The 25,666-nt window shown below is 66.8% G+C and carries 23 protein-coding genes; 10 read left to right on the top strand and 13 right to left on the bottom strand.

Annotated features, from left to right (window positions below; translation table 11 throughout):
- Nucleotides 1-2: 2 nt before the first annotated feature.
- Genes FHW81_RS12655 through FHW81_RS12635 form a run of 5 tightly spaced genes read right to left on the bottom strand, consistent with a single transcriptional unit; the run spans nucleotide 3 to nucleotide 5,080 of the window.
- The gene (locus FHW81_RS12655; protein ID WP_023084556.1) at nucleotides 3-1,205 is read right to left on the bottom strand and encodes a CaiB/BaiF CoA transferase family protein; all 1,203 of its coding nucleotides are present in this window, start codon (nucleotides 1,203-1,205) and stop codon (nucleotides 3-5) included.
- A gap of 55 nt (nucleotides 1,206-1,260) precedes the next feature.
- On the bottom strand, nucleotides 1,261-2,613 hold the full coding sequence (locus FHW81_RS12650) for an MmgE/PrpD family protein (RefSeq protein WP_070698499.1): 1,353 nt from the start codon (nucleotides 2,611-2,613) through the stop codon (nucleotides 1,261-1,263).
- Between the two features lie 38 nt (nucleotides 2,614-2,651).
- On the bottom strand, nucleotides 2,652-3,032 hold the full coding sequence (locus FHW81_RS12645) for a VOC family protein (protein WP_003085915.1): 381 nt from the start codon (nucleotides 3,030-3,032) through the stop codon (nucleotides 2,652-2,654).
- Nucleotides 3,033-3,046: 14 nt separating this feature from the next.
- Nucleotides 3,047-4,207, bottom strand: coding sequence for an acyl-CoA dehydrogenase family protein (locus FHW81_RS12640; RefSeq protein WP_003085913.1), 1,161 nt, complete (start codon nucleotides 4,205-4,207; stop codon nucleotides 3,047-3,049).
- Between the two features lie 45 nt (nucleotides 4,208-4,252).
- Nucleotides 4,253-5,080, bottom strand: a complete 828-nt coding sequence (locus tag FHW81_RS12635; RefSeq protein WP_003085910.1) for an FAS1-like dehydratase domain-containing protein — start codon at nucleotides 5,078-5,080, stop codon at nucleotides 4,253-4,255.
- Between the two features lie 116 nt (nucleotides 5,081-5,196).
- On the opposite strand from FHW81_RS12635, the gene FHW81_RS12630 reads away from it, so the two are divergent.
- On the top strand, nucleotides 5,197-6,093 hold the full coding sequence (locus FHW81_RS12630) for a LysR substrate-binding domain-containing protein (protein ID WP_003085908.1): 897 nt from the start codon (nucleotides 5,197-5,199) through the stop codon (nucleotides 6,091-6,093).
- Between the two features lie 133 nt (nucleotides 6,094-6,226).
- Here the strand turns inward: FHW81_RS12630 and FHW81_RS12625 are convergent, their stop codons facing one another.
- Nucleotides 6,227-7,171, bottom strand: a complete 945-nt coding sequence (locus FHW81_RS12625; protein ID WP_003105984.1) for a LysR family transcriptional regulator — start codon at nucleotides 7,169-7,171, stop codon at nucleotides 6,227-6,229.
- 219 nt (nucleotides 7,172-7,390) lie between these two features.
- On the opposite strand from FHW81_RS12625, the gene FHW81_RS12620 reads away from it, so the two are divergent.
- The gene (locus FHW81_RS12620; RefSeq protein ID WP_003105982.1) at nucleotides 7,391-9,586 is read left to right on the top strand and encodes an FUSC family protein; all 2,196 of its coding nucleotides are present in this window, start codon (nucleotides 7,391-7,393) and stop codon (nucleotides 9,584-9,586) included.
- A 268-nt stretch (nucleotides 9,587-9,854) separates the two neighbouring features.
- Complete coding sequence (locus FHW81_RS12615) at nucleotides 9,855-10,121, top strand: DUF2790 domain-containing protein (protein ID WP_003085904.1); 267 nt, start codon at nucleotides 9,855-9,857, stop codon at nucleotides 10,119-10,121.
- 217 nt (nucleotides 10,122-10,338) lie between these two features.
- On the opposite strand, the gene FHW81_RS12610 is transcribed toward FHW81_RS12615, so the two are convergent.
- Nucleotides 10,339-11,898: a sigma-54-dependent transcriptional regulator gene (locus FHW81_RS12610; protein WP_121417789.1), complete on the bottom strand. Its 1,560-nt coding sequence runs from the start codon at nucleotides 11,896-11,898 to the stop codon at nucleotides 10,339-10,341.
- Between the two features lie 283 nt (nucleotides 11,899-12,181).
- On the opposite strand from FHW81_RS12610, the gene phhA reads away from it, so the two are divergent.
- The 4 genes from phhA (at nucleotide 12,182) to pbpG (ending at nucleotide 15,952) form a co-directional block, all read left to right on the top strand.
- Nucleotides 12,182-12,970, top strand: a complete 789-nt coding sequence (phhA, locus tag FHW81_RS12605; RefSeq protein WP_003105977.1) for a phenylalanine 4-monooxygenase — start codon at nucleotides 12,182-12,184, stop codon at nucleotides 12,968-12,970.
- Between the two features lie 104 nt (nucleotides 12,971-13,074).
- The gene (locus FHW81_RS12600) at nucleotides 13,075-13,431 is read left to right on the top strand and encodes a 4a-hydroxytetrahydrobiopterin dehydratase (protein ID WP_003085898.1); all 357 of its coding nucleotides are present in this window, start codon (nucleotides 13,075-13,077) and stop codon (nucleotides 13,429-13,431) included.
- Nucleotides 13,428-14,627 carry an amino acid aminotransferase gene (locus FHW81_RS12595; protein WP_003145636.1) on the top strand — a complete coding sequence of 400 codons (1,200 nt, stop codon included), beginning with the start codon at nucleotides 13,428-13,430 and terminating at the stop codon, nucleotides 14,625-14,627. Before FHW81_RS12600 ends, FHW81_RS12595 begins: the two co-directional genes overlap by 4 nt.
- 392 nt (nucleotides 14,628-15,019) lie before the next feature.
- Nucleotides 15,020-15,952 (top strand): D-alanyl-D-alanine endopeptidase, encoded by a 933-nt coding sequence (pbpG, locus tag FHW81_RS12590; RefSeq protein WP_003114239.1) that lies wholly within the window; start codon nucleotides 15,020-15,022, stop codon nucleotides 15,950-15,952.
- 22 nt (nucleotides 15,953-15,974) lie between these two features.
- On the opposite strand, the gene arfB is transcribed toward pbpG, so the two are convergent.
- The 4 genes from arfB to hppD form a co-directional block, all read right to left on the bottom strand.
- Nucleotides 15,975-16,388, bottom strand: a complete 414-nt coding sequence (gene arfB, locus FHW81_RS12585) for an alternative ribosome rescue aminoacyl-tRNA hydrolase ArfB (RefSeq protein WP_003105972.1) — start codon at nucleotides 16,386-16,388, stop codon at nucleotides 15,975-15,977.
- 120 nt (nucleotides 16,389-16,508) lie between these two features.
- Complete coding sequence (locus tag FHW81_RS12580; RefSeq protein WP_003085889.1) at nucleotides 16,509-16,892, bottom strand: lysozyme inhibitor; 384 nt, start codon at nucleotides 16,890-16,892, stop codon at nucleotides 16,509-16,511.
- 152 nt (nucleotides 16,893-17,044) lie between these two features.
- Nucleotides 17,045-18,463, bottom strand: coding sequence for an amino acid permease (locus FHW81_RS12575; protein ID WP_003085884.1), 1,419 nt, complete (start codon nucleotides 18,461-18,463; stop codon nucleotides 17,045-17,047).
- Between the two features lie 297 nt (nucleotides 18,464-18,760).
- The gene (hppD, locus tag FHW81_RS12570) at nucleotides 18,761-19,834 is read right to left on the bottom strand and encodes a 4-hydroxyphenylpyruvate dioxygenase (RefSeq protein WP_003106569.1); all 1,074 of its coding nucleotides are present in this window, start codon (nucleotides 19,832-19,834) and stop codon (nucleotides 18,761-18,763) included.
- Nucleotides 19,835-20,155: 321 nt separating this feature from the next.
- Between hppD and FHW81_RS12565 the strand changes: the two genes are divergently transcribed.
- The 3 genes from FHW81_RS12565 (at nucleotide 20,156) to FHW81_RS12555 (ending at nucleotide 22,186) form a co-directional block, all read left to right on the top strand.
- Nucleotides 20,156-20,944: an AraC family transcriptional regulator gene (locus FHW81_RS12565; RefSeq protein WP_003106570.1), complete on the top strand. Its 789-nt coding sequence runs from the start codon at nucleotides 20,156-20,158 to the stop codon at nucleotides 20,942-20,944.
- Between the two features lie 83 nt (nucleotides 20,945-21,027).
- Nucleotides 21,028-21,201, top strand: a complete 174-nt coding sequence (locus tag FHW81_RS12560) for a DUF1427 family protein (protein WP_003106572.1) — start codon at nucleotides 21,028-21,030, stop codon at nucleotides 21,199-21,201.
- Between the two features lie 25 nt (nucleotides 21,202-21,226).
- Nucleotides 21,227-22,186: a quinone oxidoreductase family protein gene (locus FHW81_RS12555; protein ID WP_003106575.1), complete on the top strand. Its 960-nt coding sequence runs from the start codon at nucleotides 21,227-21,229 to the stop codon at nucleotides 22,184-22,186.
- 50 nt (nucleotides 22,187-22,236) lie between these two features.
- Here the strand turns inward: FHW81_RS12555 and FHW81_RS12550 are convergent, their stop codons facing one another.
- A complete protein-coding gene (locus FHW81_RS12550; RefSeq protein ID WP_003106577.1) occupies nucleotides 22,237-23,019 on the bottom strand; it encodes a TenA family transcriptional regulator in 783 nt (260 codons plus the stop codon).
- Between the two features lie 74 nt (nucleotides 23,020-23,093).
- Nucleotides 23,094-25,550, bottom strand: a complete 2,457-nt coding sequence (locus FHW81_RS12545) for an EAL domain-containing protein (protein WP_003106578.1) — start codon at nucleotides 25,548-25,550, stop codon at nucleotides 23,094-23,096.
- Nucleotides 25,551-25,666 lie beyond the last annotated feature (116 nt).

Raw genomic sequence — 25,666 nt, 5'->3', positions numbered from 1 at the left:
CCTCATACCGTTCCGATCGCGCGCAGGCGCTGGATATCGGCCGCGGTACAGCCCAGTTCGGCAAGCAGCGCGTCGCTGTCGCCGCCCAGCGCCGGCACCGCATCCATGCGCGGAACGAAGGCGCTGCTGCTGGCCGGCGGCAACAACGCCGGCAGGCGCCCGGCCGGGCTGTCGATGGAGGTCCAGCGTTGCCGCGCCTGTAACTGCGGGTGCGCCCAGACCCCGGCCATGTCGTTGACGTGGGCGTTGGCGATCTGCGCCTGTTCCAGGCGCGCCACCACCTCGGCGGCCGGCAAGGCGGCGAAGGCTTCGACGATCAGCGCACGCAGCTCTTCGCGGTTGGCCGAGCGCTTGAAGTTCGCCGAGAAGCGTTCGTCGTCGGCCAGCTCCGGGCGGCGCAGGACCTTGTCGCAGAAGGCCCGCCACTCGCGCTCGTTCTGCAGGCCGAGCATCACCGTGCCGCCGTCGCCGGCGGGGAATGGCCCATAGGGGTAGATGGTCGAGTGCGAAGCGCCGGCGCGCGGCGGCGGCGGCGCGTCCTGGTAGGCGTAGTACATCGGGTAGCCCATCCACTCCACCAGGCTCTCCAGCATCGACACGTCGATGCGGCTGCCCTCGCCGGTGCGCTCGCGCAGCAGCAGGGCCGAAAGGATGCTGCTGTAGGCGTACATGCCGGCGGCGATATCGGCGATCGAACAGCCGGCCTTGGCCATCTCGTTCGGCCCGGCGCCGCCGGTCACCGAAAGGAAGCCGCCCTCGCTCTGGATCAGCAGGTCGTAGGCCTTCTTCTTCTCGTAGGGACCGCCTTCGCCGTAGCCGGAGATATCGCAGACGATCAGTCGCGGGAAGCGCTCGCGCAACGCCTCGTAGGACAGGCCCAGGCGCGCGGCGGCGCCCGGCGCGAGGTTCTGCACCAGCACGTCGGCGCCGGCCAGCAGCTTCTCCAGCAACGGCAGCGCCTCGGCCTGCTTGAGATCGAGGCTGAGGCTCTGCTTGGAACGATTGGTCCAGACGAAGTGCGACGACAGGCCGTTGACCCGCTCGTCGTAACCGCGGGCGAAATCGCCGACGCCGGGGCGTTCGATCTTGATCACCCGCGCGCCGAGATCGGCCAGTTGGCGGGTGCAGAACGGCGCGGCGATGGCGTGCTCCAGGCTGACCACGGTGATGCCGTCGAGCGGGCGCGGTCGGTGGGATTGTGTCATGGGTCGGACTCCCTGCCCTCGTCCGTCGAAGACGAGGTGCGGCTGGTTCGGTTGATCAGATCAGCGGCGCTACGGAAGGCGCCTGGCGCAGGCCCCAGGCGCGCTGGATGAGGATTTCCGCCTCGGCGTCGGTGGCCGCGCCGGAGAACGTCAGCAGGCGGCGGAACTTATCGGCCAGTTCGTCGCGGCTGAGGGTATTGCCGGGATCGCCCTTGGGTTCGTCGATGGCGGCGGTATGGCGCCGCCCCTGGCGATCGAGTACTTCGACCCGCCCGAGCCAGCGCTGCGGATAGGCGGCATCGACCTCCGGGTCCAGGCGCATCTCGACCCGCTCGCGGAACGCTGCGACCCGCGGGTCGCTCAGCGCATGCCGATGGAACTCGCCGAGGCCGGCCTTGCCGTACACGGCGATCAGGCCCAGCACGGTGCCCATGGAGAACTTCGCCTGGTGCACGGTCTGCGGCTCGACCACCCGGCCGAGCACGTCGATGGCGCCCTGGTGGACCCGCGCGGTGACCGCGGCGATCTGCGAGTGATCGAGCCCTTCGCGCTGCATCAGCGCCAGCAGCGCGTCGGCCGCGGGATGGGTATGGCGGCACGAGGCGTGGAACTTGAACGAGGTTTCCAGCAACGCCCAGCGGCTGCCGAGGCGATCCACCAGGCGCTCGGGGTCGGCGTCGCTGGACATCCCGGCGGCCATCCCCTGCTCGCCTTCGAGGATGTGTCGCGCGCCGCTCAGGCCGTCGGCGGTGAGATAGGCGGCGAGCAGCCCGTCGGCGGCGGCCTTGGCGGTATGCAACTGCTTGGAATCGGCGGCGTCGCGGAGGAACTCCCAGAGCCCGGCGGCCTGGGTTCCGGCGCTGCCGAGCAGGTCGACGAAGCGCTCGCGGTCGAAGTCCATCAGCTTGCCCACCGCCACTGCCGCGGCGAGGGTGCCGACCGTGGCAGTGGTATGGAACACCCGGTAGTGGGAACGGCCGAGGAATTCGCCGATGCGGATGCCGGCCTCGTAGCCGGCCACCGCCGCGAGGATCAGCTCGGCGCCGCTGCGGCCGAGGTCCTGGGCCGCGGCCAGGGCAGCAGGGAAGACCACCGCCGCGGGGTGCAGCACCGAGCTGTTGTGCAGGTCGTCCTGCTCCACCACGTGGGAAGCCGCGCCGTTCACCAGGGCGGCGAAATACGGCGAGCTGCGCCGCCGGCTGGGCAGGATCTGCGCGCTACCGTCGGCCGGGCCCATGCGTTCGGCGTAGCGCTCGAACAATGGGATCGGATGCTGGCCCTTGCCGGCCAGCGCCGAGCCGAGCCAGTCGAGGAACAATTCTTCCATCCGCGCCAACACCGCCGGCGGCAGGTCCTGGTAGCGCAGGCCGGCGAGAAAGCCGGCGAGTTGCTGGGTGTAGTCGGTCATGACCAACGCTCTCTTGTAGTTGTCCCGAGGCACGCGGCCTACAGCGGGTTGCTCAGTTCGATCAGGTTCAGGTCGGGGTCGCGCAGGTACAGCGAGAGGATCGGCCCGCCGGCGCCGGTGCGCTGCACCGGGCCCTCGAGGATTTCCACGGCCTGCTGGCGCAGTTGCTCGGCCACCGCCTCGAGTGGCGTGGCGACGATGAAACAGAGGTCGGCGGACCCTGGCGTAGGTCGCTCGGCCTTGGGTTCGAATTCGCCCCCGGCCTGGTGCAGGTTGATCTTCTGCGCACCGAAGGCGAGGGCCTTGCGACCCGCGCCGAAGGTAACGGCGCGCATGCCCAGCACGCGGGTGTAGAAATCGATGCTGGCGTCGATGTCGCGGACGGTGAGCACCAGGTGGTCGAGACGGTCGATCTGCATGGGCGGCTCCCGCTTCAGAACGAGCGCGGCAGTTCGAGCAGGTGCTCGGCCACGTAGGACAGGATCAGGTTGGTGGAGATCGGCGCCACCTGGTACAGGCGGGTCTCGCGGAACTTGCGCTCGACGTCGTACTCGCAGGCGAAGCCGAAGCCGCCGTGGGTCTGCAGGCAGGCGTTGGCCGCCTCCCAGGAAGCTTTCGCCGCCAGGTACTTGGCCATGTTCGCGCTGGCCCCGGCGTTGAGCCCGGCGTCGTACTCCTGGCAGGCGCGCCAGCGCATCAGGTCGGCGGCCTCCACTTCGATGTGCGCCTCGGCGATGGGGAACTGCACGCCCTGGTTCTGCCCTATCGGCCGGCCGAAGACCACGCGGTCGCGGGCATAGTGGCTGGCCTTGTCGATGAACCAGCGGCCGTCGCCGATGCATTCGGCGGCGATCAGGGTGCGCTCGGCATTGAGGCCGTCGAGGATGTAGCGGAAGCCCTTGCCTTCCTCGCCGATCAGGCTATCGGCGGGGATCTCCAGGTTGTCGAAGAACAGCTCGTTGGTCTCGTGGTTGACCATGTTGGCGATCGGCTGCACGGTCAGGCCCTTGCCGATGGCCTCGCGCAGGTCGACGAGGAAGATCGACATGCCTTCGGACTTGCGCTTCACCTCGGCCAGCGGCGTGGTGCGCGCCAGCAGGATCATCAGGTCGGAGTGCTGGATCCGCGAGATCCACACCTTCTGCCCGTTGATCACATAGCGGTCGCCCTTGCGCACGGCGGTGGTCTTGATCTTGGTGGTATCGGTGCCGGTGGTCGGCTCGGTCACCCCCATCGACTGCAGGCGCAGCTCGCCGCTGGCCAGCTTCGGCAGGTAGAAGCGCTTCTGCGCCTCGCTGCCGTTACGCAGCAACGTGAACATGTTGTACATCTGCCCGTGCACGGTGCCGGAGTTGCCGCCGCAGCGGTTGACTTCCTCCAGGATCACCGAGGCCTCGGCCAGGCCCAGACCGGAACCGCCGTACTCCTCCGGGATCATCGCCGAGAGCCAGCCGGCGTCGGTCAGGGCCTTGACGAAGGCCTCGGGAAAACCGCGCTGCTCATCGATGCGGCGCCAGTAGGCGGCGTCGAATTCGGCGCAGAGGGCACGTACGCCCTCGCGGATCGCGTTCAGCTCTTCGCTGTTCGGATTCATCGGTGACTCCTCGATTCTTGTCGTTGGATGGGCGCTGGGGCCCTTTCAGTCGAATTCCACGTCGCCGCGCTGGGCCAGGCCGGCGCCATTGCCGACCCATACCTCGGCCTTGCCGGCAGCGAGCAGGCGGCCGCCGACCTCGAACGGCTCGGGACAGATCAGCGGGCGCAGGCCGCGATAGGCGAAGCGACGCAGGCGCGCCTGCGGATTGGCCCGGCAGAACGCGCGCAGGGCCAGGGTGGCGATCAGCGGACCGTGCACCACCAGGCCCGGATAGCCTTCGGCATCGGTGACATAGGGCCAGTCGTAGTGAATGCGGTGGCCGTTGAAAGTCACCGCCGAGTAGCGGAACAGCAACACCGGATCGGGCTCCAGCGCCTCGCGCCAGTCGCCCTCGGGCAAGGCCTCGGTACCGCCGAGCTTGGGCGGGGTCGGTTCGCGGTAGACGATGTCGTGCTCTTCGCTCAGCGCCAGTTGGCCGTCCTGGCGGTAGTCGTGGCGCAGGGTGACGAACAGCAGCGCGCCGCTGCGACCGTGCTTCTCCTCGACCCGGAGGATGGTCGAGGTGCGGCTGGCCTCGCCGCCGACCCGCAGCGGCTGGTGGAACTCCAGGCGCCCGCCGGCCCACATGCGGTTGCGATCGTCCGCCGGCGGCAGGAAACCGCCGCGCGCCGGGTGGCCGTCGACGCCGAGGCCGGCGGCCTCCACCGGGTCCTGGAAGAACGCCCAGTGCCAGAGCGGCGGCAGCGCTTCGCCGTGGGCCGGGGTCGGCTCGCCGAAGGTGGCGGCGATGCGCTTGACCAGGTTGCGGCTCAATTGATCGTGGGTTTCTTCCTGGCGACCGATCCAGGGGGCGAAAGCGGACTCACTCATGCGTGGCTTCCCATGACCTAGGGGGTGATGGGAGGAGAATGATAGGATGCTAGCGTTTTGAGAATTTGCAATTACGCAATGGCGCGTTCGGATTTGCCGAACGCCATGGAGTGCCCATGCATTTCGATCTCGCCGACCTGCGCCTGTTCATCCATATCGCCGAGTCGCCCAGCCTGACCCAGGGCGCGCGCCGCGCCTTCCTTTCCCCGGCCGCCGCCAGCGCGCGGGTCAAGGCGCTCGAAGGCCAGCTTGGCAGCCGCCTGCTGTATCGCGACAGCCGCGGCGTCGAACTGACCCCGGCGGGCCAGCGCCTGCTACAGCACGCGCGGCTGATCATGCGCCAGGTGGAATACCTGAAGAGCGAGTTCACCGAGTACGGCAGCGACGCCGCCGGGCATATCCGCATCTTCGCCAATACCACCGCGGTCACCGAATTCCTTCCGGAAATCCTCGCCGGCTTCCTCGCCGCTCGTCCCGGGGTCACCGTCGACCTGCAGGAACGCCTCAGCCGCGACATTGTCCGCGGCGTGCTGGACGGCTCCACCGACCTCGGCATCATCGCCGGGCCGGTGGCGGCCAGTGGCCTGCAGGTCCTGCATTTTAGCACCGACCGCCTGGTGATGGCGGTGCCCCAGGGCCATCCGCTGGCCGGACAGGCCAGGGTACGCCTGCGCGACACCCTGCAGTTCCAGCATATCGGCCTGCCCGAGGGCACCACCCTGCACGCCTTCCTGTACGAACGGGTGGAGCAGATGGGCGAGCAGCTATCGCTGCGCATCCAGGTCTCCAGCTTCGAGGCGATCTGCCGGATGATCGAGGGCGGCGTCGGCATCGGCGTGATCCCGCAGTCCGCCGCGCGCCGCCACAGCCGGACGATGAAGCTGGCGACCATCGAACTCGACGAGCCCTGGGCGATCCGCGAGCGCAGCCTGCTGGTACGCGACCTGGAAGCACTGCCGAGTTGCCTGCGGGCGTTGATCGAGGAGTTGCAGAGGGTGGGAGACAGCCTGTAGGGCGGATAACGCCCCTGGCGTTGTCCGCGGGGCTCCGGAGAATCGGCGGACAACCGCCAGGCGGTTATCCGCCCTACGACTCCCGACAAGCCGGGGTGCGATCGTCGCGAAGGGCGCCGCCCACCACTCCCGCTCAGTTCGCCAACCCACCGCTCTCCGCCAGGCTGTGCTCGTCCGCGGCGAGCATCGCCGGCATGTGCTCGCGGAGGAACTCGACCCAGGTGCGGATCTTCGCATCCAGGTACTGCCGCGAGGGGTAGAGGGCGTAGACGTTGAGATGGAACAGGCTATAGCGCGGCAACACCCGCACCAGGCTGCCGTCCTTCAGGCCGTTGACCGCCGCGTACACCGGCAGCGCGCCGATACCCATGCCGGAGACCACCGCCTCGGTCATGGCGTCGGCGGTGTTGACCTGGAAATGCGTCTGGTTGATGCAGGCCAGTTCCTGGCCGTCGGGACCGTCGAACAGCCAGCGGTCCAGCGACATCACCGAGTTCACCAGGCGCAGGCAACGGTGCGCGGACAGCTCCGCCGGCAGCTTGGGGAAGCCATGCGCGGCAATGTAGCCCGGCGAGGCGCAGAGGATGCTGTAGGTCTGGCCGATGCACTTGGAGACGAAACCGGAGTCCGGCAGCTCGGGGGCGATCACCACGGAAATGTCGTAGCCCTCGTCGAGAATGTCGGTGATCCGGTTGGCCAGGGTCAGGTCGAAGCCAACCTCCGGGTAGGTCTCGCAATATTGCGAGATGGCCTTGATCAGGTAGTGCTGGCCGATGCCGGTCATCGCGTGGACCTTCAGCGTGCCCGACGGCCGCGCATGGGCGTCGCCCGCCTCGGCCTCGGCCTCCTCGATGTAGGCGAGTATCTGCTGGGCGCGCATCAGGTAGCGCTGCCCGGCTTCGGTCAGCGCGATGCGCCGGGTGGTGCGATGCAGCAGGCGGGTCTGCAGGTGGGCCTCCAGCTTGGCCACCGCACGGGAGACATAGGCGGTCGTCAGGTCCAGGCGCTGGGCGGCGGCAGTGAAACTGCCGGTCTCCGCGACGCTGACGAACGCGCGCATATTGAACAGGATATCCATCACGGCCCTCTAGGCTCTGACGCTTATGGCGCGTCTCTTTTCCACGCAACCCGGAGGACACCCCAAGGCGGCGCAGATTCTGTCACGAGTCAACCCACCTATTATTGCCTTTTGTGACAAAAATTTTTCACCTATCCGAGCTCTTATCCGCAAGCGCGGGCGCTCCTAGAATTCCCAGCCGTTTCGGCCTCCCCTCGCCGTCGTTCAGGATTCGCAGCAGTGCCCCGCGCCACCCGGAAAGGTCTCCCCCTGGTTCCACCGGCTCCCCTCGCGTTCTTTCCCAGCCCCGACGAATTGCGCCGCGCCCTGCTCGAATGGGCGCGTAGCGACGGCGTCGCCTGGGTCTTCGTGTTCAAGGCCCTGCTCACCGCCAGCCTCGCCCTGTGGCTGGCCTATCGCCTGGAACTGCCGCAGCCGAGCACGGTGCTGGTGACGGTCTTCATCGTCATGCAGACGCAGAGCGGGCAGGTCCTGGCCAAGAGCTTCTACCGCATCGTCGGAACCCTGATCGGCCTCAGCGTGATGGTCACTCTGATCGCCCTGTTCGCCCAGGAGCGCGTGCTGTTCCTCGCCTGCCTGGCGCTCTGGGTCGGCCTGTGCACCGCCGGCGCCGCGCGCTACCGCGATTTCCGCGGCTACGCCTGCGTACTCGCCGGCTACACCGCGACCATGATCGGGATTCCAGCCACCGCGCACCCGGAAGGCGCCTTCATGGCGGCGCTGTGGCGGGTCCTGGAAATATCCCTGGGCATCCTCTGCACCGGTACCGTCAGCGCCATCTTCCTGCCGCAGACCAGCGGCGCCGCCCTGCGCAACACACTCTACGGGCGCTTCCGCGACTTCGCCGGGTTCGCCGCCGAAGGCCTGCAGGGCAGCCTCGACGGCGAGCGCTTCGGCGAGCTCAGCGCGCGCTTCGTCGCCCAGTCCGTGGGCCTGGAAAACCTGCGCAGCGCCACTACTTTCGAAGATCCGCACATGCGCCTGCGCAGCGGCCGGCTGATTCGCCTGAACAACGAATTCATGGTCATGACCAGTCGCTTCCACGGCCTCCACCGCCTGCTCGAACGCCTGCGCGGGCGCGGGGCGCAGAATGTCCTGGAGGTCCTGGCGCCCTGCCTGGCGGAGCTTGCCGGGCTGCTCGCGCCGATTCGCGAACGGACGCCCACCGACGCCGACGCCGCGCGCCTGGCCGAACGCATCGAGGCCTACAAGCCGGAACTGATGCAGAACATCCGCCAGGCCCGCCAGCGCCTGGTGGAGCAGCGCCCCGGCGAGAACGACCTGCTGGATTTCAACACCGCTGCCGAACTGGCCTTCCGTTTCACCGACGACCTGCACAACTACGCCCTGACCCACGCTTCCCTGGCCGAACACCACCATGCCCGCGAGCAATGGAAGGAAAGCTTCGTCGCCCGCGCCAACCCGGTCGCCGCGCTGGTCGCCGGAGCGCGCAGCGCGCTGATGATCGGCCTGCTCGGCACGTTCTGGATCCAGACCTCCTGGCCCCACGGCGGCACCTTCGCCCTCACCGCGGTACTGATCTCGGCGCTCTCCTCGACCTCGCCGAATCCCGGCCGGTTGTCGCTGCAACTCACCCTCGGGACCCTCGCCGGGGCCTGCACCGGGCTGTTCGTGCTGCTCTACCTGCTACCCCACGTGGACGGTTTCCCGATGCTGCTCTGCTGCCTGCTGCCGGTCTTCGCGGTCGGCGCCCTGCTGCTCTGGCGGCCGCAGTGGAACGGCTACGGCGTCGGCCTACTGGTGTGGTTCTGCTTCGCCTCGCTGCCGGCCAACATGGCGCGCTACGACGCCCTGGCCTTCTTCAACGAATACCTGGCACTACTCTTGTCGATGGTCCTCGCCACGGTCGCCGCCATGGTGATCCTGCCGCCGAACCGGCCGTGGATGTGGAAGCGCCTGGAGCACGACCTGCGCGAGCGGGTGGTGTTCGCCATCAGCGGCAAGAGCAAGGGCCTGGTCTCCGGTTTCGAAAGCGGCACCCGCGACCTGCTGAACCAGGCCTACACCTTCTCCGCCGGCCGCCCGGACGTGCAACGCCGGTTGCTGGGCTGGATGTTCCTGGTGCTGGAGGTCGGCCAGGCGATCATCGAGCTGCGCCTCGAACAGCAACGCCTGCCCCAGGAGCCCTGCTACGCCGAACGCACCGCCTGGCGCCGGGCGATCCGCCTGATGGGCCGGGCGCTGATCCGGCTGTTCCTGCAACCCGGGCCGAGCAACCGCCAGCGCGCCCTGCACGCGGTGAACCAGGCGATCATGGCGGTACGGGCGGCGCCGGAGCCGCGCGCACCGCAGTTCGATACCTCGCCGCTGCGACGGGTGCTCAGCTACCTGCACTTCATTCGCAGCGCCCTGCTCGACCCGCAATCGCCCCTGGGCCAGGAAAGAAACCCGTGAGCCGGTCGCAAAGCCGCGGCGCAGAAGGCCACAGGGATATTGTTACCGATCCGTACAAGGTTCTTGTCTTGACTGAGTCTATATGTCGCAGCCTATCCCAACTTACAATAAACCCAACAGCCGAAGTTAACTCCCGTTGAACTTCGACTCCGCAACTTGATTGCAGACTTACTTACCCAGCCTTGTTTATCGAGTTGCCCCGGTGACCTGTCCGCCTGTCTTCCGACGGCAGATCGTACCCACTCAGAAACTACTCAGGTAAATAGTAATGAAGGCTTTCGCCCTGATGGCCCTGTTCGCCTGCTCGCCGCTGGTGATGGCGGCTGGCGCCCAGGATCAACCTGCCAGCCAGCAGGAAAACGCTGTTGAAGAATATGCCTATGGCATGCAACTGGATGTGGCTCGCGTTATATCTTCAACCGACACTTCCAATGCCTGCGGCATCGTTCCCGCACGCATGACCTACGAAGATTCGAACGGCCAGAAACATACCGTCGAATATCAGGTCTGGGGCAACGGCTGCACTGGCGGCTAAACTCTGCTCGACTTCCGGGTCGACCTCCGAAGGATCGCGCCACGAGGGGCAGCTCGCCCATCCGGCGCGATCATTGTGTACTCGGCGGCGACAATCCCGCCCCTCGGCGAACATCCTGGCCGTCCTCCCCACGCCTCATCGTGCTGCCGCCCTTTCACAAGGGCCGACGCCTCCACCGTTTCTTTCCCAGCCTGCAACAAACCGGCAAGCATGCCGCTCAGCCCTCGCCTTGCCCCACGCCATGCTGGCGCAGCTTGTTCGCCGCCGTGGTATGCGAAACGCCGAGGCGCTTGCCCAACTGGCGGCTGCTCGGATGCTCGCGGAACAGGCGCTCCAGCACCGCCTTCTCGAAGCGCCCGACGATGGCGTCGAGGTCTCCTTCCAGGGAAAAATCCCCCAGCGGCTGCGGCGCGCCGTAGTCCGGCAGGCGGATGTGCTCGGCCTTGACCCTTCCCCCTTCGCACAGCGAAACCGCCTGGAACAGCACGTTTTCCAATTGCCGCACGTTGCCCGGCCAGTGGTAGCGTTCGAGACGTTCCAGCGCCTGCGCGGAAAGCTTCGGCAGGCCGCAGCCGATCTGCCGGCTGGCCTGGTCGAGGAAATGCTCGGCGAGCGGCGCCAGGCCATCCAGGCACTCGCGCAGCGGCGGGATGTGCAGCGAGAGCACATTGAGACGGTGATAGAGGTCCTGGCGGAATTCGCCCTTGGCGCAGAGTTCGGACAGGTCTACCTGGGTGGCGCAGATCACCCGCACGTCCAGGTACACCTCCTCGTCGCTGCCGACCCGGCGGAAACAGCCGTCCTGCAGGAAGCGCAACAGCTTGGCCTGCAGGCGCGGGCTCATCTCGCCGACGCCGTCGAGGAACAGCGTGCCGCCGGCGGTAAGCTCCAGCAGGCCGAGCTTGCCCTCCGGGCGGGCGCCCTCGAAGGCTCCCGGACCATAGCCGAACAGCTCGGTCTCGGCCATGGATTCCGGCAGGCCGGCGCAGTTCAACGCCATGAACGGCGACTGCCCGCGCGGGCTGGCCAGGTGGCAGGCGCGCGCCAGCAGCTCCTTGCCGGTGCCGGTCTCGCCCTCGATCAGCAGCGGCGCGTCCAGCGGCGCCATGCGCCGCGCCTCGCGGACCACCGCGGCCATTACCCGCGAACTCTGGAAGATACTGTCGAAGCCACGCAGCTCCTGCTTGCGCACATGGTAGATGCGCTCGCCGACGCGATCCGCGCGATGCAGGGTCAGCACCGCTCCAGCCAGCGCCTCGCTCTCGTCGTGCTCGGATTGCAGCGGCGCGATGTCGGCGAGGAACACGTCGCCCTTCACCTTGACCCGCAGCCCGTTGATCCGCGCCTTGTTGGCGCGCACCAGTTCGGGCAGGTCGAGGTCCTCCACATAGCGCGACAGCGGAATCCCCGGCACCTCGTCGACGCGCACGCCGAGCAACTGCGCGGCGGCACGGTTGGCGGCGACGATCTGCCCGCCCATGTCCACCGAGAGCACCGGGAAGTCCAGGGCGGCGAGCAGCGCGTTGAGTTCCAGGTGCCGGCGCTCGCTGGGCATCAGGCCGACGCGCTTGACGCCGAAGACCCCCGGCACCGCCTCCAGCTTGGGCCGCAGCGACTGCAACTGGAGGTTGATCATGTTCGGACAGAGCAGGTAGATGGCGTTGCCCTGGTCGCCGCCGACTTCGCCGCGATTGACGTTGATGCCGTAGTCGACCAGCAGGTTGAGGATGTCGCGGAGGATGCCTACACGGTTCTGGCAGTGCACTTTGATACGCATGGCGTGGCCCGGTGTTGTCGTTCTGATGGGCTCGCGGCCGGTTTTTTAACTCCCGGCCGGAAATTTCCGTCAAGAATATGTGACAGTTAGACTCACCAGCAACAATGCCTGACCCAATGAACAGGCGACCCAGGCCAATTCGTAAGGAAAACTTTACGAAAACGCCGATTCCTCCCCGTTGCCCGGTCCCTATCCGGGGCTGCACGGACCGTCCCGACGCGGTATCGATAAGGCAACGACAACAACAAAGACCCCGCGGCCACAAGCCGCTCATGGAGTCCGTATGAAAACGACGCAGTACGTGGCCCGCCAGCCCGACGACAACGGTTTCATCCACTATCCGGAAACCGAGCACCAGGTCTGGAATACCCTGATCACCCGGCAACTGAAGGTGATCGAAGGCCGCGCCTGTCAGGAATACCTCGACGGCATCGAACAGCTCGGCCTGCCCCACGACCGGATCCCCCAGCTCGACGAGATCAACAGGGTTCTCCAGGCCACCACCGGCTGGCGCGTGGCGCGGGTTCCGGCGCTGATTCCGTTCCAGACCTTCTTCGAACTGCTGGCCAGCCAGCAATTCCCCGTCGCCACCTTCATCCGCACCCCGGAAGAACTGGACTACCTGCAGGAGCCGGACATCTTCCACGAGATCTTCGGCCACTGCCCACTGCTGACCAACCCCTGGTTCGCCGAATTCACCCATACCTACGGCAAGCTCGGCCTCAAGGCGAGCAAGGAGGAACGCGTGTTCCTCGCCCGCCTGTACTGGATGACCATCGAGTTCGGCCTGGTCGAGACCGACCAGGGCAAGCGCATCTACGGCGGCGGCATCCTCTCCTCGCCGAAGGAGACCGTCTACAGCCTCTCCGACGAGCCGCTGCACCAGGCCTTCAATCCGCTGGAGGCGATGCGCACGCCCTACCGCATCGACATCCTGCAACCCCTCTATTTCGTCCTGCCCGACCTCAAGCGCCTGTTCCAACTGGCCCAGGAAGACATCATGGCGCTGGTCCACGAGGCCATGCGCCTGGGCCTGCACGCGCCGCTGTTCCCGCCCAAGCAGGCGGCCTGACGAGAAACGCCGCCGCCGCGGCTGACCCCGCGGCGGCCTTGTACTATGGTGGACGGGCACGGCCCGTCCGCCGCTCCCACATGCGACAACCAAGGACTCCCACCATGACCGCACTCACCCAAGCCCATTGCGAAGCCTGCCGCGCAGACGCCCCGCACGTCAGCGACGAAGAACTGCCCGTGCTGCTGCGGCAGATCCCGGATTGGAACATCGAAGTCCGCGACGGCATCATGCAACTGGAGAAGGTCTACCTGTTCAAGAACTTCAAGCATGCCCTGGCCTTCACCAATGCCGTCGGCGAGATATCCGAGGCCGAAGGCCACCATCCGGGCCTGCTGACCGAGTGGGGCAAAGTCACCGTGACCTGGTGGAGCCACTCGATCAAGGGCCTGCACCGCAACGACTTCATCATGGCGGCGCGCACCGACGAGGTAGCGAAAACCGCCGAGGGGCGCAAATGAGTCATTTCGCCAAGGTCGCCCGCGTACCGGGCGACCCGATCCTGGGCCTGCTCGACGCCTACCGCAACGATCCGCGCGCGGACAAGCTGGACCTCGGCGTCGGTGTCTACAAGGATGCCCAGGGCCTGACCCCGATCCTGCGCTCGGTGAAACTCGCCGAGCAGCGCCTGGTCGAGCAGGAAACCACCAAGAGCTACGTCGGCGGCCACGGCGATGCGCTGTTCGCCGCGCGCCTGGCGGAACTGGCGCTCGGCGCCGCCTCGCCGCTGTTGCTGGAGCAACGCGCCGACGCCACCCAGACGCCCGGCGGCACCGGCGCCTTGCGCCTGGCCGGCGACTTCATCGCCCATTGCCTGCCCGGCCGCGGCATCTGGCTGAGCGACCCGACCTGGCCGATCCACGAGACCCTGTTCGCCGCCGCCGGCCTGAAGGTTTCCCACTACCCCTACGTCAGCGCCGACAACCGCCTGGATGTCGAGGCGATGCTTGCTGGCCTGGAGCGCATTCCCCAGGGAGACGTGGTGCTGCTGCATGCCTGCTGCCACAACCCGACCGGTTTCGACCTGAGCCACGACGACTGGCGCAGGGTGCTCGACGTGGTGCGTCGCCGCGAGCTGCTGCCGCTGATCGACTTCGCCTACCAGGGCTTCGGCGACGGTCTCGAGGAAGACGCCTGGGCGGTACGCCTGTTCGCCGGCGAACTGCCGGAGGTGCTGATCACCAGTTCCTGCTCGAAGAACTTCGGCCTGTACCGCGACCGCGCCGGTGCGCTGATCGTCTGCGCGCAGAACGCCGAGAAGCTCACCGACCTGCGTAGCCAACTGGCCTTCCTCGCCCGAAACCTCTGGTCGACCCCGCCGGCGCATGGCGCCGAGGTGGTCGCGGCGATCCTCGGCGACAGCGAGTTGAAGGGACTCTGGCAGGAAGAGGTCGAAGGCATGCGCTCGCGCATCGCCAGCCTGCGCATCGGCCTGGTCGAAGCCCTGGCGCCGCACGGCCTGGCCGAGCGCTTCGCCCATGTCGGCGCGCAACGCGGGATGTTTTCCTATACCGGACTGAGCCCGCAGCAGGTCGCTCGGCTGCGCGACGAGCACGCCGTTTACCTGGTCTCCAGCGGCCGGGCCAACGTCGCCGGTCTCGACGCGCGCCGCCTCGACCGCCTGGCGCAAGCCATCGCCCAGGTCTGCGCGGACTGAACCCTCACGGTTACCCTGAGCCGGCTGTGATGGCCGGCTTTTTTTCGCCCCAGCGAATGCCGCGCACTCCCGCCGAGGCGGCGGATAACCGCGTTGCGGTTATTCGCCCTACCGCACCACAACCACGCGGGCGTTATTCGCCATTGACCCGCCGAGGTGGCGGATAACCGCGTTGCGGTTATTCGCCCTACCGCACCACGACCTTGTGGGCGTAGGGCGAATAACGCCACAGGCGTTATCCGCCGAACCTCTCTGAACCGGGCCAACCATAAGTCAGCACTTTCAAAGCCCTACGTGCTTTTCCTACAAAAGAGCATAAAATGCTCAATTATGGGCACCAGTTCACACTGCGCCCCACGGCCCCCACTTTCTCGTCTTAGTGAGCAACGCACGTGAGAAACCGTCTCCTGTCACTGGTCACCCTGTTCCTGTCCCTCAGCGTTGCCACCGCGGTATCCGCCTCCCCGCCGCCCAAGGCCGGGCTGCCGCTGCAACAGGAGCTGGCGTCGGGCAGCGCGCTGGTTACCGACCAGAACACCGGCAAGGTACTCTACTCGCGCAACCCCGACCTGGTGGTGCCGATCGCCTCAATCACCAAGCTGATGACCGCCATGGTCGTGCTCGACTCGAAACTGCCGCTGGACGAGGTACTGCCGATCGCCATCAGCGAGACCAGCGAAATGCGCGGGGTGTTTTCCCGGGTGCGGGTCGGCAGCCAGATCAGCCGCCGGGACATGCTCCTGCTCGCCCTGATGTCCTCGGAGAACCGCGCCGCCGCCAGCCTCGCGCAGAACTATCCGGGCGGCAAGAACGCCTTCGTCAAGGCGATGAACGCCAAGGCCCACGCCCTGGGAATGAAGAACACCCGCTACGTCGAGCCGACCGGGCTGTCGCTGCACAACGTCTCCACCGCTCGCGACCTCACCCGCCTGCTGGTGGCCAGCCGGCAATATCCGCTGCTCAGTCAGTGGAGCACCACTCCGGAGAAGACCGTGGCCTTCCGCCACCCCAACTACACCCTGGGCTTCCGCAACACCAACCACCTGATCAACAACAAGACCTGGAACATCCAGTTGACCAAGACCGGCTTCACCAACGAGGCAGGCCACTGCCTGGTGATGCGCACCACGATCAACCGCAGTCCGGTCAATCTGGTGGTGCTGGACGCCTTCGGCAAATACACCCACTTCGCCGACGCCACGCGCCTGCGACGCTGGCTGGAAACCGGCCAGGTCACTGCGATCCCGGCCGCGGCCAAGGCCTATCGCCTGCAACGCGACCGCGAGCGCGGCCTCGGCCAGCCGGTGGCCCAGGCCGTACGCTGATCCGTCGCGAAGACCGGCCGGCTCAGAAATCCACCTTGCCGCGCCCGGCCTTCACCGCGCCGCGCTTGGCCTTGCCGTCCAGCCGGCGCTTCTGCGAGCCGCGCGTAGGCTTGGTCGGGCGCCGCGCCTTCTGCACCTTGGCCACGCTGCGGATTAACTCCGCCAGGCGCTCCAGGGCATCCTCGCGGTTCTGCTCCTGGGTCCGGTACTGCTGGGCCTTGATCACCACCACGCCGTCGCCGCTGATGCGCTGGTCGTTCAGTGCCAGCAGACGCTCCTTGTAGAACGGCGGCAACGACGAGGCCTGGATGTCGAAGCGCAGGTGCACCGCGCTGGAGACCTTGTTGACGTTCTGCCCGCCGGCGCCCTGGGCGCGAATGGCATTCAGCTCGATCTCATGGTCGGGCAGGTGGACGGCATTGGAGATGATCAGCATGGGGCGGCACGGTGGACCAACGGGCTGCCAGCATAACCCCTTTGCCGAGCGGAAAAGCAGGCAAAAAGAAACCCGGCCGCGGCCGGGTTCCTTCATTTCGGCTAAGGCGCCAGGTCGAACTCAACGCTCCTTGCAGGCGACCCCGTCGGTGGGCTCGCCGCCCTTCCAGTCGCCGTAGAGGGTGGCTTCCTCGCCCTTGGTCCACCAGATGTACTGGCCGGCGGCGTACTTGGCGCCGGAGGCGGAAATCACATTGCTGAAGACCAGCGTCGAGTTGTCGCTGACCGGCACCACGGCGAGGCTGTTGTCGCCCTTGTTCAGGTACTGCACGGTGAACTTGCGACCGTTCTCGCACTTGTAGTCGACGCTGCGGGTATCCAGCTTGGCATCCCCCGGCAGGGCCAGGTAATCGACCTGGGCGGTCTGCTTGTCGTCGTCGCTGCCGCCGCAGGCGACCAGGACCACGGGAACGGCAGCCAGAAGCAGCCAGAGCGCTTTTTTCATGGAAATCCCTCTAACGAGAAAAAATGGCGCTGCCACTGTAGGAATTCGGCACCTGCCGCGTCAACGACAGGCGCCCCTAGAAAAAGTCTTGTGGGCCGCCGGGACACGCAAAGGAGCGCTCCCCTCTCCTCTGCGCGCCGGCGCCCCATCGATCACTCGGTGACCGGCTTCACCCGCAGGCCCGGCATCGGCCGCGGGGCTCCCTTGAGTCGGTAGCAGGCCCACATCACCAGCAGCCAGACCGGGATGGCATAGACCGAGACCTGGATGCCGGGGATCAGCAACATGACGCCGAGGATGAACACCACGAAGGCCATGCACAGGTAGTTGCCGTACGGATACCAGAACGCGCGGAAGTGCGTGCGGGTGCCCTGGCGGTCCATCTGCGCGCGGAACTTCAGGTGCGCCATGCTGATCATCGCCCAGTTGATCACCAGCGCCGCCACCACCAGCGACATCAGCAGCTCCAGCGCCTGGTGCGGGATCACATAGTTCACCACCACCGCGAGGAAGGTCACCAGCGCCGATACCACCAGGGCGCGTACCGGTACGCCGCGCTTGTCGACCCTGGCCAGCGCGCGCGGGGCATCGCCCTGCTCGGCCAGGCCGAGAAGCATGCGGCCGTTGCAATAGGTGCCGCTGTTGTACACCGACAGTGCGGCGGTGAGCACCACGAAGTTCAGCAGGTGCGCGGCAGTGCCGCTGCCGATCATCGAGAAGATCTGCACGAACGGGCTGCCGCTGTAGGCATCGCCGGAAGCGTTGAGGGTCTGCAGCAGGCTGTCCCAGGGCGTCAGCGAGAGCAGCACGACCAGGGCGCCGATGTAGAAGATCAGGATGCGATAGATCACCTGGTTGATCGCCTTCGGGATCACCGTCCTCGGCTTGTCCGCCTCGGCCGCGGTGAAGCCGAGCATTTCCAGGCCACCGAAGGAGAACATGATGATCGCCATGGCCATCACCAGGCCGCTCACTCCGTTGGGGAAGAAACCGCCGTGTGCCCAGAGGTTGCTCACCGAAGCCTGCGGACCGCCGCTGCCGCTGAACAGCAGGTAGCAGCCGAGCAGGATCATGCCGATGATCGCCACCACCTTGATGATCGCGAACCAGAACTCGGCTTCGCCGAAGGCCTTGACGTTGGCCAGGTTGATCGCGTTGACGACGACGAAGAACAACGCCGCCGTGGCCCAGGTCGGCACCTCCGGCCACCAGTAGTGGATGTACTTGCCGACCGCGGTCAGTTCCGACATCCCGACCAGGATGTACAGCACCCAGCAGTTCCAGCCGGAGAGGAAGCCGGCGAAGCCGCCCCAGTACTTGTGCGCGAAGTGGCTGAAGGAGCCGGCGACCGGCTCCTCGACGATCATCTCGCCGAGCTGGCGCATGATCATGAAAGCGATGAAGCCGGCGATGGCGTAGCCGAGGATCATCGACGGGCCCGCCGACTTGAGCACCCCGGCCGAGCCGAGGAACAGGCCGGTGCCGATGGCGCCGCCGAGGGCGATCAACTGGATGTGACGATTCTTCAGGCCGCGCTTGAGCTCGCCCGAATGCGGATGTTGGCCGTCCATTGAATTATCTCACGCAAGTGGAAATTTATTGTTGTCGGAGGCGAAACGGGGCCGTGCGGCTCAGGCGGCAGGCGCACGGCGGGCGCCATGCGGGGCGCGTGGCGGCGGGCGGTCGGCTGGGCGGAGGGAGGACTCACGGATCATGCGTCACCTGTTTGTTGTTGTACGTGACGTGAATGGGCCGCCAGGCTCGTGGCTCGGCGGTGCGGGCAAGGCTGGCGCGATCGGCGCCGCTGGAACGGAAACGCGGAGCGCAAGGAAAACCGCCAGCCCCGGAACAGGCTGGCGGCAGCGGGATCAGATCACGCCGCGGCGAATCTGGTCTTCCTCGATGGACTCGAACAGGGCCTTGAAATTGCCCTCGCCGAAGCCCTGGTTGCCCTTGCGCTGGATGATCTCGAAGAAGATCGGGCCGATCACCGTGTCGGTGAAGATCTGCAGCAGGATGCCGTCGTCGCCCGGGGCGCCGTCGATCAGCAGGTTCAGTTCGCGCAGTTGCTCGAGCGGCTCGCCATGCCCGGCGACGCGGGTGTCGACCTTCTCGTAGTAGGTGTCCGGGGTCGACATGAACTTCACGCCGTTGTCGCGCAGCTTGCGCACGGTGGCATAGATGTCGTCGGTGGTCAGGGCGATGTGCTGGATGCCTTCGCCATGGTATTCGCGGATGAATTCCTCGATCTGCGAGGTATCGTCGGCCGACTCGTTGATCGGGATGCGGATCTTCCCGCAAGGTGCGGTCATGGCGCGGGAGAACAGGCCGGTGAGCTTGCCTTCGATGTCGAAGTAGCGAATCTCGCGGAAGTTGGCGATGCGCTCGTAGAAACCGGACCAGACGTCCATCTGGCCGCGCTTGACGTTGTGGGTCAGGTGGTCGATGTAGGTCAGGCCGACCGAGTTGTCGTTGGCGCTGCGGCCTTCGATGAACTCGAAGTCGACGTCATAGATGCTGCGGTCGCCGTAGCGGTCGACAAGATACAGCAGCGAACCGCCGATGCCTTCCAGGGAAGGGATGTTCAGCTCGCCGAAGTTGGCGTGGCTGCCCACCAGCTTGGCGCCCTGGGATTCGGCGTAGGCGGCGGCCTGGGAAGCGTTCTTCACCCGGAAGGCCATGGCGCAGGCGCTCGGGCCGTGCTTGAGGGCGAATTCATGGACATGCCCGGTCGGGCTGCCGTTGAGCACGATGTTGATATCGTTCTGCTGGAACAGGAAGACTTCCTTGGAACGATGCTTGGCGGTTTCGGTGAAGCCCATCATGTTGAACAGCTGGCGCAGCTGCTCGATGCCCTTGGCGTCGGGGGCGGTGAACTCGACGAATTCGAATCCGTCGGTACCGATGGGATTGTGCTGTTCGATCTTGGCCACGGCGTTCATCCGGCCTCCTCGTTGTTCTTGTTGAATGGACCGCCGCCGGTCCAGGCGGCCGACGACATGGGAGATGCCTTCATCTCACCCCGTGGCGGCGCGGCGGACAAGCCGTCGGCAGGGCCCGGCACAGGGCCTGGCGCAGGGTTTCTGGCAACTATTCCTTACGCGCCGGCGGCATGCATGGCGAACGCCCGGTCTTCGTAAAGTTATCTTTACAGTGCGGTGCGAAAAGCTGCCAGCAGCGCTGTCACGGCTGCGCTGAAAGCCGGCGCTGCATGATCGGCGTCAAGCGGTTAACCTGCGTCTTTCCTCCGCGACGGCATTCCCATGGCACGACCCGCCCCACCCGACCTGAGCGACAGCCGCCGGCCCCTGCGCGGCGTTGCCCGCAGCTATCCTGCCGGGCACCGCGTCGATGCCCACGAGCACGCCTGGGGCCAGGTGCTCTATGCGGTGTCCGGGATGATGTGGCTGGAGACGCCCGACGAGGCCCTGCCGGTCCCGCCGCAACGGGCGGTCTGGTTGCCTCCGGGCCTGCGCCATGCGGTGCGGGTCGCCTCCGAGTTGCAGATGCGCAACATCTACCTGAGCCCGGAACTCTCCCGCGGCCTGGAGGACCGCACCCTGGTGCTGGTGGTCGGCCCGCTGCTGCGCGAGCTGATCGTCAGCCTGGTGGAGCAGGAACGGCAGAGCGACCCCGACTACTATCGGGCGCTGGCCGATCTCGCCGTGCTCGAACTCGGCCGCGCGCGCCGTTCCAGCCTCCGCGTACCGCTGCCGGACGCCTCCGACAGGCGCCTGCTCGCGCTGTGCCAGGCGGTGATGGCCAATCCCTCCCTGGACATCGGCCTGGAGCGCCTGGCTGAAGACGCCGGGGCCAGCGTGCGGACCCTCTCGCGCCTGTTCCAGCGCAGCCTGGGCATGGGCTTTGCCGACTGGCGGCGGCAGGTGCAGCTGGCGACCGCCGCCGCCGCACTGATCGATGGCCGTCCGGTGGCAGGCATCGCCCATGCCCTGGGATATACGCCGAGCGCCTTCAGCGACATGTTCCGCCGCGAGCTGGGCGTCTCTCCCACCGAGTACAGGGCCGAGCATCACCAGCCGTTCCAGCCTTGACCGGTATTCGATAGCTATTGGCCGATAGATGTTTTTTCGGCCAACTAGACTGGCACCATCGTTCACCGTCCCTGTCAGCCGCCATGAACTACCTGATCTCCCTCGGCATCGGCCTGCTGGTCGGCGCGCTCTACGCCGTCCTCGACTTCCGCTCGCCGGCGCCCCCCGCCATCGCCCTGGTCGGCCTGCTTGGCATGCAGCTCGGCGAACAGCTTTTCCCCCTTGGCCGCGACCTGCTGCAGCAGTGGCTGCACTGATCGCCGCGACGACACGGAGCCCCCGATGAAAGCACTGCAATTCGACCGTACCGGCGACCTCGCCGCCCTCGAGTTGGTGGACATGCCCGACCCGCTTCCCGCCGCCGATGAGGTGCGGGTGGAAATCCGCGCCGCCGGGCTGAATCCGAGCGACGTGAAGAACGTCCTCGGCCGCTTCCCCTATACCACCCTGCCCCGGGTACCGGGCCGCGACTTCGCCGGGGTGGTGGTGGAGGGACCGAAGGCTCTGCTCGGCCAGGCGGTCTGGGGCACCGGGCGGGAGCCGGGATTCTTCCGCGACGGTAGCCACGCGCAGTTCCTGACCCTGCCGGCCGCCGGCGTCGCGCTCAAGCCGGAAAGCCTGAGCTTCGCCCAGGCCGCCAGTTGCGGGGTGCCCTACAGCACCGCCTGGGACGCCCTGCAACGCAGCCAGGTCAAGGCCGGCACCCGGCTCCTGGTAATCGGCGCCAACGGCGCGGTCGGCAAGGCCGCGCTGGCGCTGGCCAAGGCCCTGGGGGCCGAAGCGATCGGCGCGGTGCGGCGCGAGGAGCAACGCCAGGCGCTGGAAACGCAGGGCATCGCCGCGCTGCTGCTGGGCGAGCCGGCCGAGCTGGCGGCACAGGTGGAAGGGATCTTCCCCGGCGGGGCCGAGGTGATCTTCGATACGACCGGTTTCTGGCTCGAGGCGGCGGTCCCGGCGCTGGCCGCCTTCGGTCGCCTGGCGATCATCGCCGCACCGGCCGACGGCCATGTGCGCCTACCCGCATTGAACCTGTACCGCCGCGGTGGCTCGGTGGTGGGGATCAACTCGCTGCTCTATGGCGTGGAAGCCTGCGCAGGCTTCCTCGACGCCTTCGGCAAGCTGTTCGACCAGGGCCGCCTGCCGCTGCCGGACGGGCTGCGGGAAGTCCCGCTGGAGCAGGGCGTTGAGCAGTACCGGGCAGTGAACGAAGGCACCTGCGAGAAGATCATCCTGGTGCCTTGAGGACCAGCGGAATCCCGGCGGAACATGCCGGGATTCCGCTGCGCGCAAGACTACTCCGCGCCGACCGCGAGCTTGCGGGCGCTGCGCGCCTCCTCCAGCTGCATGCAGCGCTCGAGGAACAGATACATGTAGTCGTAGCTCTTGCAGATCGCGTCGCGCAGTTGCCGGCGCAGCTCGGCGCTGGGATTGGTGCCGGCCAGGGTGCAGATGATCTCCAGCGCCTCCCAGGGGTGGGCATCGTCGTACTGGGCGTGGAGCTTGAGCCACTTCATGGCGCGCTTGCGGCCTTCCTTGGGGAAGGCGTTTTCGTAGACGCCGTTCGAACAGACCAGCGCCGACCACTCGCCGGTGACGCCTTCGATGGCGTAGTTGGTGGCGGCCATGGCCACCGCCAGTGAGTCGCTGGCGCAGGTGTGCCAGCACCAGTGGCTGAGCGCGTGCAGTTCGGCCGGCACGTCTTGCGCCTGGATCTCGGCCAGGCTCACGCCGTGGGCCTCGGCCCAGTGCAGCCAGTAGTCGGCGTGGTTGAGTTCGACCCGAATGTTGCGCATCAGCCAGCGGCGCGCCATGTCTTCGCCGGGATGGCGGGCGAAACGGGTCTTCAGCAGGTTCTGCGACATGTACAAGGGGAACTGCTCGACCACCGGCCAGCCGCCGATCAGGTACAGGCGCATCAGCGCCGGGCTCAGCTCGGCGTCGCGCATGCGCCGGTACAGCTCGTGACCGGAAACCCGGTCCTTGCTCGCCTGGCAGTCGACGATCAGTTGCTGCGCCCACTGCGGATAGCTTCCCGCCTCCTGCAAGGGGCCCGTACGGTCAAAGAACTCGCTCACACCCGTCTCCCTTCTCTTCTTGTCGGCAACGGCCTCATAGCAGCGAAACTACTCTTTCTTCGCCCCGCGGTCACCTACCGGAGGTTCTGTCCCAGGCTCGGCCACAGGCCTTGGGCATCCACTCCAGCCCCCGGAGGCTGGCGACTGAACGGCAGGGGCGCGCCGATGGCCAGGCCCTGGGCATAGTCGATGCCGATCTCGCGCAGCGCTTCCATGACTTCGACGGTCTCGACGAACTCCGCGATGGTACGTTTGCCCATCACGTGGCCGATATGGTTGATCACCTGGACCATGGCGCGATCGATGGGATCCTCGAGCATGTCCTTGACGAAGCTGCCATCGATCTTCAGGTAATCCACCGGCAGGTGCTTGAGGTAGATGAAGGACGACATGCCGGCGCAGAAATCGTCCAGGGAGAAACGACAGCCGGTGTCCTTGAGCTCGTTGATGAAGCGGATGGCGCTGGCCAGGTTGGCAACCGCCACGGTTTCGGTGACCTCGAAGCAGATCGTCTGCGGCGGAATGCGGTAACGGGCGAACAGCTCGGTGAGGAACTGCAGGAACGACTCGTCGCCGATGGTCGCGCCGGAGAGGTTGATGGCGCAGGTGCCGATCGGCTCGGCGCGAGGGTCCTGGGCGCGTTCGACAAGGGTGCGGAAGGCATTCTCCACCACCCAGCGATCGATCAGCGTCATCAGGCCGTAGCGCTCGGCGGCGGGTATGAAGCTCAGCGGCGGCACCAGGCGCCCGCCCTCGTCGCGCAGGCGCAGCAGCAGTTCGACGTGCAAGCCCTCCTCCGCACCTTCGCCCAGCGGCACGATGGGCTGGGCATAGAGACTGAAGCGGTCTTCCTCCAGCGCCAGGTGGATGCGCTGGACCCAGGTCATCTCGCCGAAGCGCATCGATAGTTCGACGTCGTCCTGATGGAACACCTGGACCCGGTTGCGGCCCTTTTCCTTGGCCATGTAGCAGGCCATGTCGGCGGAGCGCAGCGCCTCCTCGAGGGTCGAGATACCCGGCAGCAGGTGCACCAGGCCAACGCTGACGGTGCAGTTGAACGGCTGCCCGCTCCAGGTGAAGTGCAGGTCCTGGATGGTCTTGCGCAGATGGTCGGCGATCTCCACGGCTTTTTCCGCCGGACAGTTCTCCAGCAGGATGCCGAACTCGTCGCCGCCCAGCCGCGCCAGCGTGTCGCCCTCGCGCAAGCCTTGCTGCAGCAGGGTACAGACCTGGCGCAGCAGTTCGTCGCCGGCGGCGTGGCCGCAGGTGTCGTTGACCAGCTTGAACTGGTCCAGGTCGAGGAACATCAGGGCGTGCCGCCCGCTGTTGCGCTCCAGGCGTTCCAGCGCTATCTGCAGGCGATACTCGAACTCGCGGCGGTTGGTCAGCCCGGTCAACGCATCGTGGGTCGCCTGCCAGGACAGGCGCGCCATGTACTGGCGCTCGCGGGTCATGTCGTGAAGCACCAGGACCACCCCGGTGATCTCGCCGCCACGGTGGATCGGCGCGCCCACCAGGGTCACCGGCACGCTGCTGCCGTCGTGACGCAGAACCAGCTTGGAATGCTCGCGACCGCCGTCGATCTCGCCGCTGAGGATCTGCTCGATCAGCAGCATGCCCTCCTCCCGCGAGCTTTCGTCGACGATCCGGAACAGCGACGCCAGGGGCAGGCCGCGGGCCTTGTCCAGCGTCCAGTTGGTCATCTGCTCGGCGGCCGGGTTGAGGTAGGAAATGCCCCCCTGGGTGTCGGCGGTGATCACCCCGTCGCCGATCGAGGCCAGGGTGATCTGGGCCCGTTCGCGCTCGGCATCGAGGGCGTTCTCCACTTCCTGGCGCTGCATCAGTTGCTGCCGGGTCCGCAGGAACGCCAGGAGGATGAGCACGCTGGCGGTGGTCAGGTTGGCCACCAGCAGCAGCCTGAGCAAGGCCCGCGAGCCCTCGCCGAGGGCGTCGCTGAAGGCCTTGGCCGCCGGCGTGACCTTCTCGTTGATCGCGTGGATCTCGGTCTTCCACTGTTGCACCTGCTCGGCGCTGGCCTGCCCGGCGCCGATGCCCGCGCGCATCTTGCCGGCGACGTCGATCAGTTCCATGACGTACTTGTCGCCCACCAGCCACAGCTCGATGGCGCGCTCGAAGTAACTGAAGTCGTGGAAGTTGCGGTACAGCCAGATGATCGCGGTAACGTCGTCGGCATGGTTGCCGCCCTTGAGGATGCCCTGGCGGGCCGCCTCGATGTCCGGGTCGGGCTGGTCCAGGGCAAGGCGCATCTCGCGGTCGCCGAGGGGGATCGCGATGGCCTCCTCGTAGCGGCGGAAGTCTTCGTCGGCGCGTGAGTCGGCATAGAGGGTGAGGTAGTAGATGGCATCCTTCTGGCCCTTCGACCAGAGGCTTTCGCCGCCGACATAGCTGCGCACCGCGGAGAGGACGTAGAGACTGCCGCCCGCCAGCATGGCCTGCAGCAGCACCACGACGATGAAGGGCCATACCAGGCCGAGCAGGCGGGGCTTGTCGAGAGTCCGGTTCTGCCTCATTCCATCTACCATTCAAACTGGCGCTAAGCGATCGGGCGCCGTCTCCGTCGCCCCTGACTGCATCACCTGTCGGCCGCTCAAGATCCCGTCGCAGAACTCCCGAGGCCTTGCCTGCC

The organism is Pseudomonas sp. RC10-4-2 (assembly GCF_050433085.1).
Lineage (GTDB): Bacteria > Pseudomonadota > Gammaproteobacteria > Pseudomonadales > Pseudomonadaceae > Pseudomonas > Pseudomonas aeruginosa.
The sequence above is the reverse complement of the archived record's forward strand: the minus strand, read 5'-3'. Positions and strand labels throughout refer to the sequence as shown.

Bases quoted from the DNA above. Each gene is read 5' to 3' on its own strand.
- FHW81_RS12615 (WP_003085904.1), top strand. From the start codon at position 9,855: ATGAAGGCTTTCGCCCTGATGGCCCTGTTCGCCTGCTCGCCGCTGGTG.
- FHW81_RS12555 (WP_003106575.1), top strand. From the start codon at position 21,227: ATGAAAGCACTGCAATTCGACCGTACCGGCGACCTCGCCGCCCTCGAG.
- FHW81_RS12595 (WP_003145636.1), top strand. From the start codon at position 13,428: ATGAGTCATTTCGCCAAGGTCGCCCGCGTACCGGGCGACCCGATCCTG.
- hppD (WP_003106569.1), bottom strand. From the start codon at position 19,834: ATGAACGCCGTGGCCAAGATCGAACAGCACAATCCCATCGGTACCGAC.
- FHW81_RS12545 (WP_003106578.1), bottom strand. From the start codon at position 25,550: ATGAGGCAGAACCGGACTCTCGACAAGCCCCGCCTGCTCGGCCTGGTA.
- FHW81_RS12580 (WP_003085889.1), bottom strand. From the start codon at position 16,892: ATGAAAAAAGCGCTCTGGCTGCTTCTGGCTGCCGTTCCCGTGGTCCTG.
- FHW81_RS12630 (WP_003085908.1), top strand. From the start codon at position 5,197: ATGCATTTCGATCTCGCCGACCTGCGCCTGTTCATCCATATCGCCGAG.
- FHW81_RS12610 (WP_121417789.1), bottom strand. From the start codon at position 11,898: ATGCGTATCAAAGTGCACTGCCAGAACCGTGTAGGCATCCTCCGCGAC.
- FHW81_RS12655 (WP_023084556.1), bottom strand. From the start codon at position 1,205: ATGACACAATCCCACCGACCGCGCCCGCTCGACGGCATCACCGTGGTC.
- phhA (WP_003105977.1), top strand. From the start codon at position 12,182: ATGAAAACGACGCAGTACGTGGCCCGCCAGCCCGACGACAACGGTTTC.
- FHW81_RS12565 (WP_003106570.1), top strand. From the start codon at position 20,156: ATGGCACGACCCGCCCCACCCGACCTGAGCGACAGCCGCCGGCCCCTG.
- arfB (WP_003105972.1), bottom strand. From the start codon at position 16,388: ATGCTGATCATCTCCAATGCCGTCCACCTGCCCGACCATGAGATCGAG.
- FHW81_RS12635 (WP_003085910.1), bottom strand. From the start codon at position 5,080: ATGAGTGAGTCCGCTTTCGCCCCCTGGATCGGTCGCCAGGAAGAAACC.
- FHW81_RS12625 (WP_003105984.1), bottom strand. From the start codon at position 7,171: ATGGATATCCTGTTCAATATGCGCGCGTTCGTCAGCGTCGCGGAGACC.
- FHW81_RS12640 (WP_003085913.1), bottom strand. From the start codon at position 4,207: ATGAATCCGAACAGCGAAGAGCTGAACGCGATCCGCGAGGGCGTACGT.
- FHW81_RS12600 (WP_003085898.1), top strand. From the start codon at position 13,075: ATGACCGCACTCACCCAAGCCCATTGCGAAGCCTGCCGCGCAGACGCC.
- FHW81_RS12645 (WP_003085915.1), bottom strand. From the start codon at position 3,032: ATGCAGATCGACCGTCTCGACCACCTGGTGCTCACCGTCCGCGACATC.
- FHW81_RS12575 (WP_003085884.1), bottom strand. From the start codon at position 18,463: ATGGACGGCCAACATCCGCATTCGGGCGAGCTCAAGCGCGGCCTGAAG.
- FHW81_RS12650 (WP_070698499.1), bottom strand. From the start codon at position 2,613: ATGACCGACTACACCCAGCAACTCGCCGGCTTTCTCGCCGGCCTGCGC.
- FHW81_RS12560 (WP_003106572.1), top strand. From the start codon at position 21,028: ATGAACTACCTGATCTCCCTCGGCATCGGCCTGCTGGTCGGCGCGCTC.